Source organism: Nonomuraea sp. PA05 (genome assembly GCF_008086045.1).
Lineage (GTDB): Bacteria > Actinomycetota > Actinomycetes > Streptosporangiales > Streptosporangiaceae > Nonomuraea > Nonomuraea monospora.
In genome coordinates, this window is record NZ_VSEY01000082.1 from 1 (window position 1) to 14,771 (window position 14,771).

At 71.5% G+C, this 14,771-nt stretch carries 13 protein-coding genes; 3 read left to right on the forward strand and 10 right to left on the reverse strand.

Annotated elements, in window-relative coordinates; all coding sequences use genetic code 11:
* On the reverse strand, positions 1 to 560 hold a 560-nt coding region (locus FXF51_RS58815), incomplete at its 3' end, for a sensor domain-containing protein (RefSeq protein ID WP_148443585.1).
* A gap of 17 nt (positions 561 to 577) precedes the next feature.
* On the opposite strand from FXF51_RS58815, the gene FXF51_RS58820 reads away from it, so the two are divergent.
* A complete protein-coding gene (locus FXF51_RS58820; RefSeq protein ID WP_187415182.1) occupies positions 578 to 1,072 on the forward strand; it encodes a DUF2087 domain-containing protein in 495 nt (164 codons plus the stop codon).
* A gap of 7 nt (positions 1,073 to 1,079) precedes the next feature.
* On the opposite strand, the gene FXF51_RS58825 is transcribed toward FXF51_RS58820, so the two are convergent.
* Genes FXF51_RS58825 through FXF51_RS58855 form a run of 7 tightly spaced genes read right to left on the reverse strand, consistent with a single transcriptional unit; the run spans position 1,080 to position 10,587 of the window.
* Complete coding sequence (locus FXF51_RS58825) at positions 1,080 to 2,720, reverse strand: beta-N-acetylhexosaminidase (protein WP_148443586.1); 1,641 nt, start codon at positions 2,718 to 2,720, stop codon at positions 1,080 to 1,082.
* A gap of 9 nt (positions 2,721 to 2,729) precedes the next feature.
* On the reverse strand, positions 2,730 to 4,655 hold the full coding sequence (locus FXF51_RS58830; RefSeq protein ID WP_148443587.1) for an NPCBM/NEW2 domain-containing protein: 1,926 nt from the start codon (positions 4,653 to 4,655) through the stop codon (positions 2,730 to 2,732).
* A gap of 10 nt (positions 4,656 to 4,665) precedes the next feature.
* Positions 4,666 to 6,210: an alkaline phosphatase D family protein gene (locus tag FXF51_RS58835; protein WP_148443588.1), complete on the reverse strand. Its 1,545-nt coding sequence runs from the start codon at positions 6,208 to 6,210 to the stop codon at positions 4,666 to 4,668.
* An 8-nt stretch (positions 6,211 to 6,218) separates the two neighbouring features.
* Positions 6,219 to 7,514: an ABC transporter substrate-binding protein gene (locus FXF51_RS58840; protein ID WP_148443589.1), complete on the reverse strand. Its 1,296-nt coding sequence runs from the start codon at positions 7,512 to 7,514 to the stop codon at positions 6,219 to 6,221.
* A 13-nt stretch (positions 7,515 to 7,527) separates the two neighbouring features.
* Positions 7,528 to 8,337: a carbohydrate ABC transporter permease gene (locus FXF51_RS58845; RefSeq protein WP_148443590.1), complete on the reverse strand. Its 810-nt coding sequence runs from the start codon at positions 8,335 to 8,337 to the stop codon at positions 7,528 to 7,530.
* 7 nt (positions 8,338 to 8,344) lie between these two features.
* Positions 8,345 to 9,289: a carbohydrate ABC transporter permease gene (locus FXF51_RS58850; RefSeq protein ID WP_222871983.1), complete on the reverse strand. Its 945-nt coding sequence runs from the start codon at positions 9,287 to 9,289 to the stop codon at positions 8,345 to 8,347.
* Positions 9,286 to 10,587, reverse strand: a complete 1,302-nt coding sequence (locus tag FXF51_RS58855) for a glycoside hydrolase family 36 protein (RefSeq protein WP_148443591.1) — start codon at positions 10,585 to 10,587, stop codon at positions 9,286 to 9,288. Before FXF51_RS58855 ends, FXF51_RS58850 begins: the two co-directional genes overlap by 4 nt.
* A 174-nt stretch (positions 10,588 to 10,761) precedes the next feature.
* Here FXF51_RS58855 and FXF51_RS58860 point away from each other — a divergent pair, with 174 nt between their 5' ends.
* Positions 10,762 to 11,916, forward strand: coding sequence for an ROK family transcriptional regulator (locus tag FXF51_RS58860; protein ID WP_148443592.1), 1,155 nt, complete (start codon positions 10,762 to 10,764; stop codon positions 11,914 to 11,916).
* Here the strand turns inward: FXF51_RS58860 and FXF51_RS58865 are convergent.
* On the reverse strand, positions 11,906 to 12,793 hold the full coding sequence (locus FXF51_RS58865) for an AraC family transcriptional regulator (RefSeq protein WP_222871984.1): 888 nt from the start codon (positions 12,791 to 12,793) through the stop codon (positions 11,906 to 11,908). The two genes, FXF51_RS58860 and FXF51_RS58865, sit on opposite strands and share 11 nt — an antisense overlap.
* 41 nt (positions 12,794 to 12,834) lie before the next feature.
* Between FXF51_RS58865 and FXF51_RS58870 the strand changes: the two genes are divergently transcribed.
* Entirely contained in the window at positions 12,835 to 13,617 is a 783-nt protein-coding gene (locus FXF51_RS58870; protein WP_148443593.1) for a phytanoyl-CoA dioxygenase family protein, read from the forward strand.
* Here FXF51_RS58870 and dusB read toward each other — a convergent pair whose 3' ends face one another.
* Positions 13,618 to 14,730, reverse strand: a complete 1,113-nt coding sequence (gene dusB / locus FXF51_RS58875) for a tRNA dihydrouridine synthase DusB (RefSeq protein ID WP_148443594.1) — start codon at positions 14,728 to 14,730, stop codon at positions 13,618 to 13,620.
* Positions 14,731 to 14,771: the final 41 nt, after the last annotated feature.

Sequence of the window (14,771 nt, forward strand, 5' to 3'; positions counted from 1 at the left end):
CAGTCGGCGAGGGTGCAAATCTTGGCGAGCATGCGCTTGGCGTCGCTGGTCTGGCGCTTGAAGTCGGCCTTGGCGGGCTTCCCCCACTCGCCGGCGACGGTGTAGATGATCAGGGCGTTCGCGCGGCGGGTCACGATCGCCCGCTCGCCCCCGATGGCCGGCTTCTTGCGCTGGTAAGCCTGCCCGGTCACCATCAGTCCCTTGTCGCCCAGGGCCACGGCGGTGGCGGAGTAGCGGTAGCCGGAGGTGCCGCAGGCGCGCACGGCGGCCTCCAGGTCGCGCAGCGCCTTCGCGGCCGCCGCCGGCGTCGTGTAGAGCACGACCTGCTCCGACTTGGAGTAGTCCGGCACGGCCGTGTACGTCAGCGTCCTGGCCTGCGTGCGCCCGGTCCGGCCGAGTGCGGCCTTCTGGCACGGGTTGACGACCAGCGGGGCGGTTGTCTTGCTCGTGGCCGCCCAGCTCGTCTCGGGGTCGTCGTCCTTCTTGGCGGCTTCCTTCTCGTACAGCAGGAAGTTGTTCGGGATGGCGACCGTGGCCGCCAGCATCAGTGCTGCGATCATGGGTCAAAATGGTATGAGTGAACGACGAAGAGATCAGACGCGTCCTGGGTCTGCTCTACCAGGACGACACGTTGAAGACCTTCGCCTCCCTGGTGCTCGGCGCCACCGGCGGCCTGTCGCCCAAGGCGCTGCGGAAGCTGGAGAACGGTGGTCTGGCCGCCCGTGACGAGAGCGGCGCCTGGCATGCCACGCCGGAGCGCTTCCGCGACCTGCTGCGGGCGCACGCCGAGCCGCCGCAGCCGCTCAGCCCTGAGGAGCGGGTGCTGCGCACGTTCCTGGTGGACGGGCGGCTGACGACGACGGCGATGCGGCGCGACAAACGACTCGTGGTGCTGCGCTACATCGCGCGGGTCTTCGAGCCGGGCGTGCGTTATCCGGAGAAGGACGTGAACGTGGCGCTGCGGGCCTTCCACGACGACTACGCGGCCTTGCGGCGTTATCTGGTGGATGAGGACCTGCTGTCGCGGGAGGACAACGTCTACTGGCGCAGCGGCGGGCCCGTGGAGCTGTAGCGCGGCTCTAGCGCAGGTTGCTCGTCCAGGCGTCGAGCTTGGCCTGCCACCGCTCCGGCGTCTCCGGCCGTCCCGGCACGCCGGGCCTGGTCTGCCAGGGCAGCGGGCCGTCCGCCCTGCGGTACTCCACGCCGATCGCGTCGAGCCGCCGCAGGTGGGCCGCCAGCCGCTCGCGGAAGCCGGGAAGGTCGCGCCCGGCGGGGCTCCACACGGTCTCGGCGAAGGCGGCCAGGCGCGGGAAGGCCATGTAGTCCACCCGCCGCCCCGAGTCGATCAGCTCGGTCCAGACGCCGCACTGGGCGCCGAGCACGCGCGCGGCGGCCGGGTCGCCGCGCAGCTCGGCCGGGATCGGCTCGAAGGCGTAGACGTCCTCCACCGTCAGCACCGTCCCGAACGGCACCGGCTCCTGCTCCCCAGGATCCTGCCGGTAGTCGAGGTAGAGCGAGGTGTTGGAGCAGTTGATGACGTCGTGGCCGCGTCTGGCGGCGGCCACCGCGCCCAGCTCGCCCCGCCAGGAGGCGACGACCGCGCCGGGGGCCAGGCCGCCCTCCAGAATCTCGTCCCAGCCGACCAGCCGCCGCCCGCGCGCCGCCAGGTAGCCGCCGAAGCGGCGGATGAACCAGCTCTGCAGCTCCTCCTCGTCCCGCAGCCCCAGCTCGGCGATGCGCCGCTGCGCCGACGGGCTGGCCCGCCACTGGTCCTTGCGCACCTCGTCACCGCCCAGCACGATGTACGGGCTCGGGAACAGCTCCAGCACCTCGTCCAGCACGTCCTCGAAGAACTTGAGCGTCGTGTCCTCGACGTTGAGCACGTTCACGCCGACGCCCCAGGTGGTGCGCACCTCCAGCGGGGTGTCGAGGTTGCCCAGCTCGGGGTAGGCCGCGATGGCGGCCTGCGTGTGCCCCGGCAGGTCGATCTCGGGGACGACCATGATCTGCCGGCGGGCGGCGTAGGCGACGATCTCTCTGAGGTCGTCCTGGGTGTAGTAGCCGCCGTGCGGGCGGCCGTCCATGGCGCCGTTCCAGCCGGTCTGGCTCTCCCTGCGCCACGCCCCGACCTCGGTCAGGCGGGGGTGCCGGCGGATCTCGACGCGCCAGCCCTGGTCGTCGGTGAGGTGGAAGTGCAGCACGTTCAGCTTGTGCAGGGCCATCAGGTCGATGAAGCGCAGCACCTCGTGCTTGGTGAGGAAGTGCCTGGCGACGTCGAGCACGCAGCCGCGCCACGGGAAGCGCGGCGCGTCCTCGACGTACGTGCCCGCCACCGTGAGCCGCCCGGCGGGGGCCTTCCTGAAGGCGGCGGGCGGCAGGAGCTGCCGGAGCGTCTGCGCGCCGTGGAACGCCCCGGCGGGGCCGCCCGCGACGATCTCGGCGTCCTGGCCGACCGTCAGCCGGTACGCCTCGGGCGGCAGGTCGCCCAGCCTGAGGGTGATCGTGCCCGAGCCCCTTCCTGGCAGCGGCTCCGCGCCGGTGACCGGCAGCGGCTCCGTGCCGGTTCCCGGCAGCAGCTCCCCTCCCGCGACGGGGGCCAGCTCGCCGCGCAGCCAGGCCGCCACCTCGCTCAGCAAGGGATCGGCGGTCAGCGAGGTCCGCTCGTCCAGGACGAACGCGCCCGGCCTCGGCTCCTGCTTGACGGGCTTGGGAACGATCATGAAGGCTCCTTACTGGCAGGTGATGGTGGCGTCGGCGAAGTCGGCGTGGTCGGAGGTGGCGTTGTCGCCGCCGTTGGTCGCGACCAGCCGGACGAATCGGGCACCCTCGATGGGCGCGGTGACCTCGCGGGCCGGCATGGCACCGGTGAGCAGGCCGGAGTAGGCGACCCGGCCCCCGTCGGCCCACACCTCGAACCCGGCGGACCCGGCGGCGCCGACCTCGTCGTCGATCCCGGCCTGGAACGTGACCGTCGTGCACCGCCCGCCGGTGTAGAACTCGATGTCGGCGGGCGAGTGGGTGCCCAGGCCCTTGGCGTGGGCGACGCCCTCGATGGTGAGGGGCCGCCCGTCTCCGGCGGCCCGCTCGCCGTTGCTGGTGTCCCGCTCGACCGGGCCGAAGTAGTTGGCGGCGCGCGTCCAGGCCAGGTCGCTCAGGTACGTGCGGCCGGGCCCCGGCGCCCTGGCGACGAGGACGACGGCGGTGGCGCTGCGCTCGCCCTGGCGGAAGGTGAGCTGGTGGGTGCCTTCGGCGGGCGCGGTGACGGCCCACCTGACGGTGAACGTCTCGCCGCCGTCCAGCCTGGACGTCCTGGCGGGGGTGCGGGCCTCCACCCGCCAGCCCTGCGGCACCTCCGCCGTCACCTCGACGTCGCGCAGCCGGGCGGTGGCCCCGGTGTTGGTGACCCGGGTGACGAGCTCGCCGGTCACGCCGGGCTCCAGCACGGAGGGCCGGTCCTCGCCGAGCAAGCGCGGCGGGTCGGCCTCGAACGTCACCACGGGCGGCGCCTGCTCACGGCTCGCACTGACCCGGTAGAGCAGCGCGGCGTGCGCGGGCACCTGGGCGGCCAGCTTCCCTGTGGTGGCGGAGACGGCTCCGGTCCACAGGTCCTCGACGCGGTGCCGTCCGCCAAGGTCCGTGGAGATGACGGCCGCGCGGTCGCTCTCGTTGAACAGCGCGACGGCCCGGTCGCCGTTCCGCAGCGGCTTGGACAGCACGTGGTACCAGCCGTCGGAGGAGACGAGCCTGCCGTGCGCGCCCAGCGGGTCCTGGTCCACGGCGATCACCTTGGGGTTGGCGACGACCGAGGCCGGGGCCTGCGCCGGGGCGGCCTGCAAGATCAGCGGGGCCGCGCCCATCGCCCACAGGGTGAACTGGGCGCGGTACTCGGTCTCGGTCATCCCGCCGCGCCCGGCCTGGATCAGGTCGGGGTCGGCATGGCTTCCGCCGCCCGCGTACTCGGCTCTGAGCTGGTTGGTCTCCCAGATGTCGGCCATGGTGGCGTAGGAGTCGGCGATCGGCCGGTTGTAGACGTTGGTGCGCCAGGTGGTGGCGCCGGCGTCCTTGCCCCAGAGCCAGGGCACGGTGCTGCCGTCCTCGTTGTTCATGGCGAAGACGACGTCCTGGCCGAGCGCCTGCCGCATCGGCGGGTAGAGGGCCTGGGCGATCTGCTGCACGTTCTGGCCGGGGAAGTCGGCCGCCGGGACGTTGCACCAGTCGTACTTGACGTAGTCCACTCCCCACGCCTTGACCTGGGCGGCGTCGGCGGCCTCGCTCCGGTACGAGCCGGGGCCGCCGCCGGTGCAGGCCTTCGTGCCGGCCGACAGGCTGAGGCCCAGCCTCAGTCCCTTGCCGTGCACGTATTCGGCCAGCGCGGCGATGCCGCCGGGGAAGCGGGTGGCGTCGGGGGCCAGGGCGGCGCCGTCCCGCTGCGCGGCCAGCCAGCAGTCGTCCACGATGACGTACCGGTAGCCGAGCGGGGCCAGGGGTGCGAGGGCGTCGGCGGCCTGGCGTACCGACTGTTCGGAGACCGAGCAGCCGAGCGAGCGGCTGCTCCAGCCCATCGGCGGGGCGGCCGCCGTCTCCGCGGCGCTGGGCAGGGGTAAGAAGGGCAGACTGAGGAGGGCCACCGCGGCGGCGGCCTTGATCGTGCGCATGGGGGTCCTGTCAGGCGGGGTTCAGCGTGGGGTGGCCGGGCTCGATGACGAAGGAGCCGGAGGTGTAGGCGGGGGCGTACGGCTCGGTGACGCGGGACAGCGAGCGGAAGTCGACCTTCATCTCCTGGCCGGTGATCCTGGTGCGCACGTAGCCGCGGCGGCCGTTGAAGAACTTGACGTGCGGGTTCTCGTTCAGCAGGACCTGCGTGTTGGGGTACTCGTCGAGGCCGTTGCCCGCGCTGGTGACCGAGGTGGTGACCAGCTCGACGGCGACGGACTTGGACTCGGGGTCGCGGAAGTCGCGCTTGACCTCGCCGGCCCAGTGGGAGTGCACGTCGCCGGTGAGCACGACCGCGTTGCGGCGGTAGGTGTCGATGGCGGCGGTCAGGCGGTCGCGGGAGGCGACGTAGCCGTCCCAGCCCTCGTTGGAGTAGCCCTTGCCCTCGCCGTTCGTCCAGTCCATCTCCATGAAAAAGACCTGCTGGCCGAGCAGGTCCCAGGTGGCGCGGGAGCGCTTGAGCCGGTCGTCCAGCCACGCCTCCTGGTCGCGCCCGAGCATGGTCCTGTTGGGCTCGAAGCGGTCCAGGCACTCGGGGCCGACCGTGCCGCTCCTGCCGGTGCAGGCGTACAGGTCGCGGTACTGGCGGGTGTCCAGCAGGTGCAGGTTGGCGACCGAGCCCCAGCGGATGCTGCGGTAGAGGTTGAGCGAGGAGCCGTCAGGCTTCTGGGCGCGGCGCAGCGGCATGTTCTCGTAGTACGCCTGGAACGCCTCGGCCCTGCGCTTGAGGAACGGCGGGTCGGGCTGCTCGGGCACGTCTCCCGCCCAGGCGTTCTCGATGTCGTGGTCGTCCCACACCACGACCCAGGGGGCGATGGCGTGGGCCAGCCGCGACTCCGGGTCGGCCTTGTGCTGGGCGTGGCGCAGGCGGTATCCGGCCAGGTCCAGGCACTCGCCGCCCGCCTGGTCGCGGACGGGGTACTTGTAGTCGCCGTACTCGTAGATGTAGTCGCCGAGGAAGGCGATCAGGTCGGGCTGGTCCTCGGCCATCCTGCGGTACGGGGTGAACCAGCCGGACTGGTAGTCGGCGCAGGAGGTGAACGACAGGTTCAGCGGCCTGCTCCGGGTGCCGGGGGCGGGCGTGGTGAGGGTGCGGCCGGCGGGGCTGATCTCGCCCTCGGCCTTGAAGCGGTAGAAGTACTCGGCGCCCGGGTCGAGCCCGTCGAGCTCGACGTGCACGCTGTGGGCCGCGTCGCGGCGGGCCACCTCGGCGCCGCGTCGTACGACATGCCGGAAATTTTCGTCTTTGGCGAGCTGCCATTGGACGGAGACCGCGCGGTCCGGCATGCCGCCGAGGCCGTCGGGCGCGATCGGGTCCATGGCCAGGCGGGTCCAGAGCACCACGCCGTCGTGCGCGGGCTCGCCCGAGGCGACGCCGAGCTGGAAGGGGTCGGACAGAGGGGCGCGCCGGGCAGCCGCGCGCACGGGGGGAACCCCCAGTGCGGCGGACAAGCCCAGGCCGGCGCCCCCGGCGAACAGTGTGCGCCGGGAGATCATGGGGGTCCTCACTTGACGGTGGCGTTGCCTTCGGCGACAGCCTGACCTGCGGCTTCCTGCGGAGAGAGGTCACCGAGGTACAGCTCGTTGAAGATCTGGTTAAGTTTCGTCTCGAAGCCCGTGAAGCCGGTGGTGATCGGCAGCGGGAACGTCGTGCCCTCCGCCTCCTCGGCGAACGGCGTCACGTCGACCTTCCTGGCCTTCCAGTAGTCGATGTAGCCCTGCGACAGGCCGTTGAGCGCGGGGAAGACGTAGCCGCCGTCGGCCATCGTCTTCTGCGGCTCCTCGGTGCCGAGCCAGGTGGCCAGCTTCATGGCCTGCTCGGGGTGCTCGCTCTTGGCGGAGACCGCCTCGGCCAGGCCGTTCAGGTTCACCGCGCGGCCCGCCGGGCCCTCCGGCATGGGCGCCACCCCCAGCTCGAAGGACGACTCGGGGGCCACGAACGGCAGCAGCGCGTTGTTGGCGGGGAACATCGCGATCTCGCCCGCCTTGAACATGTCGGTGACCTTGCCGGTCGGCGGGTTGGTCCGGGTGGCGGGCGGCGACACGTGGTGCTTGTTCACCAGGTCCACGCCGAACTGCAGCGCCTGCACGGAGGCCGGGTCGTCGAAGGTGTACTTGCCGAAGGGCTTGTCGACCAGCTTGCCGCCGTTGGAGGCGACCCAGTTCATCCACTGCGTCTGGTAGTGGTTCCAGGAGGCGAAGCCGTACGTCTTCACCTTGGCCGGGTCGAACCCGGCCTCGCCCGGGTGTTTGCCCGCCTCGTCCACGGTGAGCTTGCGCGCCGTGTCGAGCAGCGTGCCGGTGCCGTCGGCGTTCCAGGTGAGCTTGTCCGGCATCTCGACGCCGGCCTTGTCGAACAGGTCCTTGTTGTAGAGCAGGCCGACGGTGCCCCAGTCCTTGGGGACGCCGTACAGCTTGCCCTCGTAGGTGAACGAGCCCACCACCGTCTGGTGGTACTTGGCGGTGTCCACCTGGACGGGGGCCAGGACGCCCTTGGTCACGTACTCGGGGAACTGGGTGGGCGTCATCCAGAACACGTCCGGCGCCGTGCCCGCGACCGCGTCGGCGGTGAGCTTCGTCCAGTACTGGTCGTACGGGAGCAGCTCGATCTCCACGTCGATGCCCGGGTTGGCCTTCTCGAAGGCCGCCATCACCTTCTCGTAGCCGGCCTTCTGCTGGTCGTCCCAGAGCCGGTACGTCAGCGTGACCTTCTCCTGCCCGCCACCTCCTGACCCGCAGGCGGTCAGGGCGAGCATGGCGGCGGTGAGCAGCGCGCAGCGAATCGGGGGGTTGTTCTTCATCCGCTGACCTCTTTTATTTGAGGCCGGTGAGGACCACCGACCTGACGATGTACTTCTGGAAGAAGACGAAGACGGCCACCATGGGCACCAGCGCGATCAGGCTGCCGGCCATCATGAGGTGGTAGTCCACCCCGATGCCGTCCTTGAGGGTGGCGATCGCCACGGTGATGACCTTGGTGTCGTCGCCGCTGGTGATGATCAGCGGCCACAGGAAGCTGTTCCACGACGAGATCACCGTGATGATGGCCAGGGTCCCCAGCGCCGGGCGGCACAGCGGCAGCATGACGCGCAGCAGGATCGTCAGCGGCCCCGCCCCGTCGATGCGCGCGGCCTCCTCCAGCCCGGCGGGCAGGCCCTTGAAGAACTGGCGCATCAGGAAGATGCCGTACGGGGTGCCGAGGACGTACGGGGCGAGCAGGCCGTACCAGGTGTTGACCAGGTCCAGCTCCCGCATGATCAGGAACAGCGGGATCATGGTCACGGCGCTCGGCACCATCATCGTGGCCACGAACAGCCAGAACAGCACCTCCCTGCCGCGGAAGCGCAGCCGCGCGAAGGCGTAGGCGGCGAACGTGGTGAACACGAGCTGCCCCGTCGTCAGCAGCGCCGTCATGACGGCCGTGTTGAGCAGGAAGCGGGGGAAGTCGCCGGCGAGCATGGCGGCCACGTTGCCGCCGGTCGGCGGCCAGCCCGGCAGCCACGGCGCGGTCGAGCCGAGCTGCGCCTGCGTCTTGAACGCGGTCAGCAGCACCAGCAGATAGGGAAAGACGGAGACGAACGCGCCCACGGTGAGCGCGGCGTACAGCGGGATGCGCTTGCTCATGACGGCCTCAGCTCAGGTCGTAGGTGGTGCGCTTGCCGAAAAACCTGACCTGCGCCACCGTCACCAGGAAGATGATCGAGAAGAGCAGCGTGGAGAGGGTCGCGGCGTAGCCGAAGTCGAACTGTTTGAACGCCGTCTCGAAGATGCGGAAGTTGAGCACCTCGGTGCTGCGGCCGGGGCCGCCGTTCGTCATCGCGTACACGGTGTCGAACACCTGGAAGGCGCCGATCAGGTTCGTCACCGTGACGAAGAACATCGTCGGGTTGAGCAGTGGCAGCGTCACCCGCCAGAACCGCTGCGCGGGCGTGGCGCCGTCGATGGCGGCGGCGTCGTGCAGCTCCTTCGGGATGCCCTGCAGCCCCGCCAGGAAGAACAGCATGTTGTAGCCGGTGTACTGCCAGACGCTGACCAGCGCGACGGCGGGCAGCGCCCAGGCGGGGTCGGACAGCCAGTCCGGGCCCGTGACGCCTACCAGCCCCAGCGCGCGGTTGAGCGCGCCGTCGCGCGGGTCGAAGATCCAGCTCCAGACGAGCGCGAGGACGATCGGCGTGGCCATCCACGGGACCACGAACAGCGAGCGGTAGAACCGGACGCCCTTGATCCGGCGGTCCAGCAGCACCGCCAGGGCGAGGGCCAGCGCGGTCTGCAGGGGGATGCTCAGGAGGACGTAGGCGATGGTCACGCCGAGCGAGTGCCAGGTCTCGCCGTCGCCGGCCAGGCGGCGGTAGTTGTCCAGGCCGACGAACTCCGGGGCGGACAGCAGCTCCCAGTCGAACAGGCTCAGGACGAGGACGATGATCATGGGCAGTAGCAGGAACGCCACGACGCCGAACAGGCTGGGGGCGATGAACAGGTAGGCGTGCGGGCCGCCTCCGCGTCGCGCGGGCCTCGGTGGCGCGGCCGCCCGCACCCCACGCGCCCGCCCCTCGTGCTTGGCGGTGTGGCTGGTCACGACGGGTCCGTGGTCGTCGGCACCATCAGCCGCCTGGTCGTCTCCAGCCCCCACGCGTCGAGCGCCGCGATCGGGTCGCTCGACCCCCGCAGCCCGCCCGTCCCCCCGAGGTGCGCCGCCCACTCCTCCCGCGCCTCCACCTCGGGCCGCAGGATGATGCAGTCGGGGTCGTTCACCCACCACCGGGCGTGCAGGAACTCGCGGGCCGCGCCGGTGAGCCGCGCGCCGAGCTGGGACGGCTGGCTGATGTCGCCGGACTTGGGCTGCAGGGTGGGCGCGATGTCGGGGCTGACCCGCATGACGTCGACCAGCCCGATGCTGGGCAGCATCGGCGCTCCGCAGCCGTGCAGGGTGGCGCCGGGCCCGGCGCCGCGCCGGATCAGCTCCAGCCCCAGCCGGTACGCGGCGATCGGGTCGAGGTCCTCGTGCCGCCTGCCCGCCAGCGCCCCGGCGTAGACGAAGTCGAGCTTGAAGTGGCTGATGCCCATCCCGGCCAGCGTCCTGAACACGTTCACCAGGTGCTCGGCCGCCTCGGGGTGGGTGACGTCGAGCACGGCCAGGTCCTGGTCCCACATGTGGCCCGCGTACGCGCCGCCGACCAGCCACTCGGGGTGCTCACGGAAGATCCGGCCGCGGTGACCGACCAGGAACGGCGCGGTCCAGATGCCCGCCCGGCGCCCGGCTCCTGTCACGGCGTCCACGGCCCGTTCCAGCGACCCGAACTCGGGCCTGAACTCCAGCCAGTCACCGATCTCGGCCTCGTAGCCGTCGTCGATGAGGAACATGTCGGCGCCTAACTCGTGCCGCTCCGACAGCTCCAGGTTCTCGATCACGTCAGCGTCGGTGACCTTGCCCCAGTAGCCGTACCAGGTGCACCACATGGGCGGGACGGCGGGAAAGGCCCGGCCGGGGGCCAGGGTGTCGGCCCAGCCGCGCAGGACCTGGCCGAGGCCGCCTTCGGCGCGGTGGTGGCGTACCGGGCCGTCGGCGGAGACCACCACCCGGCCGCCCTCCTCGCGCGCTCTGATCGAGGGCACCTGCGCCGTGCTGGGCGCCGACCACAACTCGACGGAGCCGTCGCCCGGCTCGATCGCGAGCAGGCCCTCGCCCTGGAAGACGCCGTCGGGGACGGGGGTCTCCGGCCGGTAGGCGAGAACCTGGATCGTCCCGGTGGCGGGCCGGGGCGGCGTGTCGGTCCAGCGGTAGCGGCCCGAGGGGCTCCAGGACTGCCAGCCGTGCTCGAACACCCGCGCCTCGCTGGGCAGGCACCTGACCTCTCCGACGTCCTCGAACGGCATCAAGTCCTCATTTCCTTGCCGACTTACGAAGGAGCGCTTCATTAGTAGCAGCACGCCCTCCGGAGGGTCAACGCCCGATTTTTACGGACTTTTCAGGATGCGAACGGCGCGCGACCACCCGCTCATCGCTGGCATAATTCTTGGTTACATAGGAGACCTACATTAAGGACGGCGATGGCGGACCTACGCGGCGGCGACCTGTCCCGGCTGCGGCAGCTCAACTCGCTCACCGCGATCCGCGAGCTGCGCGGGTCAGGGCCGCTCACCCTGTCGGCGCTGGCCGAGCGCACGGGCCTGTCCCGGCCGTCGATGAAGGAGGTCACGGACGAGCTGATGGCCCTGGGCTGGGTCGAGGAGGTGCCGCCGAGCCAGGGCACCATGGGCCGGCCCGCCCGCCGCTACCGCTTCCGCGCCGACAGCGGCTACCTGGTGGGCGTGGACATAGGGGGTCACAACATCCGCGCCGCCCTGTCCGACCTCGACGGGCGGATCCTCGCCGAGACTCGGCAGCCGGTCCTGCCGGGCGCGCCGCTCGCCGAGCGGCTGACCGCCATCGAGCGCGCCGTCTCCGGCTGCCTGACGCTCAGCTGTACGACGGTGGCGGACCTGTGGCTGATCGCGGTGGGCACCATCGGCGTCATCGACGTCGAGGGCCGCGTCATCTACTCGGCCGCCGTCCCCGCCTGGCGCGACCTCGACCTGGCTGGCGCGCTGCGCGAGCTGTTCCCCTGCCAGGTGATCGTCGAGAACGACAGCCGGCTGGCCGCCATGGCCGAGGCCAGGAGGGGCGTCGCCAAGGGCGCGCGGGACGTGGTGTTCCTGCACGTCGGCAGGCGGATGGGCGCCGGGCTGATCATCGGCGGCAAGGTGCACAGAGGCTTCGGCGCCGCCGCCGGCGAGATCTCCATGCTGCCCGAGGCCCGCTGGTTCGACGCGCCCGAGCACCTCAACACGTGCGCCTGCGTCCCCGCCGGCACCCCGCCGGAGGACGCCGCCGGCTACACGCTCGCCGCCGCCCGCGACGGCGACCCGGTCGCCGTCGAGGCCGTCGAACGCTACGTCGACGACCTGGCGGTGGGCGCGGCCGCGATGGTGCTCATCATGGACCCGCAGATGGTGGTGCTCGGCGGCGGCTTCTCCCGCTCGGCCGACGTGCTGCTCGACCGGCTGCGGGCGCGGCTGGAACGCCGGTGCATGCGGCTGCCGGAGGTGCGCGCCTCCACGCTGGGGGACGAGTGCGTGGTCGTGGGCGCGATCGACTACGCCGTCGACCACCTGGACGAGCAGCTCTTCACCCCCGACAAGGGCCCTCTGCCGCTCACCCGATGACCTGCTCCCCCCGGAGACGGGCGCGGTAGTCGCGGGGCGGCAGGCCGTACTCCCTTCTGAAGGCCCGGCTGAAGTGGAACGGGCTGACGAAGCCGGACGCCGCCGCCACCTGCCCGACGTCCAGATCCGTCACCTCCAGCAGGCCCGCCGCGTGCCGCACCCGCGCCCCGCGCACGGCCTGCATCGGCGTCTGCCCTGTCACCTGGGCGAACAGGTGGGCGAAGCGGGACGGCGAGAGCGCGACCGCGCGGGCCAGCGAGGCCACCGAATGCGGCGCGCCCGGCTCCGCCGCGATGATCGCCAGAGCCCGGCGCACCCGCTCGTCCCCCTCCTCGCCCCTGCCCTCGGGCCGGACGCTCGCCGTGGCCAGCACCAGCACCTCCTCCACGGCACCGAGCACCAGCTCCCGCGCCGCCCCGCCGGACACGACCGCCGGAGCCCGTACCCCGCGGGGAGCGGGCATGTCGGGCGTCCAGCGGGCGTCCTGCGACGCCCGTACGAACGCCAGCCCTATGCGCTCGTGCACCGCCTCCGACACCGCCGCCACCAGATGGCACCCACCGCCCACGGCGTGCGGCCCCAGCCACGCCGTCCAGGCGGCGCGCGGCTGGAAATGCACCCACCAGAACCGCCACCGCTGCGCCCCCGGCGACACCCGGTAGTGCTGCGCCACCCCCGACCCCAGCACCGCCAGATCCCCCGCCCCCCCCCGGAACGCCGCCCCGCCCTGCTCGACGAGCCCCTCCCCCGCCTCGGTCCACAACAACAACCAGCTCGGCGAACCTCCGGAACGCCGCGTGGCGTACCCGGCCGCCTTGTCGTAGTGGCCCACGATCATCAGCTCGGCAGCAGGAACAGACAGGTCCTCAGCGGTCACAGGCATACCGTCGCACGACCGCGCTCCTTAGCGTGAGAGGCATGAGGCTCAACGACTTCCACGATCAGGGGTACGTGCTGGTGCCCGGTCTCCTCGCGGACGAAGAGGTGGCCGAGCTCCGCGACGAGTTCATGGCCCTGCACGCCGGTGGCCCGATCCCGGGTCACTTCGCGCCGCAGCCGCAGGCGCCGGGGCAGCCGTACGACATCCTGCGCGACTACCCCCGGATCATGCACCCCCACCAGGTCAACGACGTGGCCCTGCGCTTCCTGCTCGACCGGCGCATCGGCGCGATACTCCGCGATCTCCTGGGCGAGGAGCCGATAGCAGCCCAGAGCATGTTCTACTTCAAGCCGCCCGGCGCCAGGGGCCAGGCGCTGCACCAGGACAACTTCTACCTCCGCGTCGAGCCGGGCACCTGCGTGGCCGCCTGGGTGGCGCTCGACCGGGTGGACCGGGCCAACGGCGGCCTGGAGGTGGTGCCCGGCACCCACCTCATGGACCTGTTCTGCCCGGAGGAGGCCGACGAGGGCGTCTCGTTCACCCGCGAGTACGTGCCGCCGCCGCCCGGCCTGGAGAAGGTTCCCGTCGACATGAACCCCGGGGACGTGCTCTTCTTCAACGGCAGCCTCGTGCACGGCTCGGAGCCGAACAGCACGGGCGACCGCTTCCGCCGCAGCTTCATCTGCCACTACGTGGGCCGCTCGGCGGAGCGGATCGCGGAGTACTACCCGACGCTCACCATGTCAGGCGAGCCGGTACGGCTCGAAGCGTCAGTGGGCGGCGGCCCCTGCGGCACGGAGGTCACGGCCGGCCCGCACTGATCAGCCGCCGGAGATATCCGACTCGGCGTCCCCGTCCGGCACGGGGCAGTCCCAGGGATCGTCCAGCCAGCCGTCAGGCAGCAGCACCTTGGCCCGCTCCCCCGACTTGCCCCGTGGCGTGTCCGTGTTCGGCGGCCACGGCTGATCGTGCTCCAGCTTGGCGAGCCCGGCCCGCAGCCCGTCGAGCGACTCGGCCGTGGTCAGCTCCCGCCGCAGCTCGCTGCCGACAGTGAACCCCTTCAGGTACCACCCGACGTGCTTGCGGAAGTCGGCCAGCGCGTACCGCTCGATGTCGAAGCACTCGGTCAGCCCCTCGGCGTGCCTGGCCATCACCCCGGCGACCTCGCCGAGCGTCGGCCGGGCCCGCTCGGGGCTGCCGTCGAACGCGTTCTGCAGGTCCTTGAACAGCCACGGCCGCCCGAGGCAGCCGCGCCCGACCACCACGCCGTCGCAGCCGGCGCGCGCCACCATCCGCAGGGCGTCGTCGGCGCACCAGATGTCGCCGTTGCCCAGCACGGGGATCTCGGGCACGGCCTCCTTCAGCCGGGCGATGGCCTCCCAGTCGGCGACGCCGCCGTAGTGCTGCTTGGCGGTGCGGGCGTGCAGCGCGATCGCGGCGACGCCCTCCTCGACGGCGATCCGGCCGGCGTCGAGGTAGGTCAGGTGGTCGTCGTCGATGCCCTTGCGCATCTTCATCGTCACGGGCAGCGGGCCCGCGTTCGTGACCGCCTCGCGCAGGATGCGGCGCAGCAGATTCCGCTTGTACGGCAGCGCCGACCCGCCGCCGCGCCTGGTCACCTTGGGGACGGGGCAGCCGAAGTTGAGATCGACGTGATCGGCGAGGTCCTCCTCGGCGATCATCCGCACGGCGCGGCCCACGACCGCGGGGTCCACCCCGTAGAGCTGGATGCTCCTGGGCTTCTCCGTCTCGTCGAACCTGATCATCCGCATCGTCTTGGGATTGCGCTCGACGAGGGCCCTGGTCGTGATCATCTCGCAAACGAACAGCCCTGCGCCCTGCTCTCGGCAGAGCACCCGGAACGGCGCGTTCGTGATGCCCGCCATCGGCGCGAGCACCACGGGCGGCCACACCTCAATCGGCCCAATCTTCACTCCAACAGTTGTAGCGCAGGTCAAGCCGCAACCGGTATTCG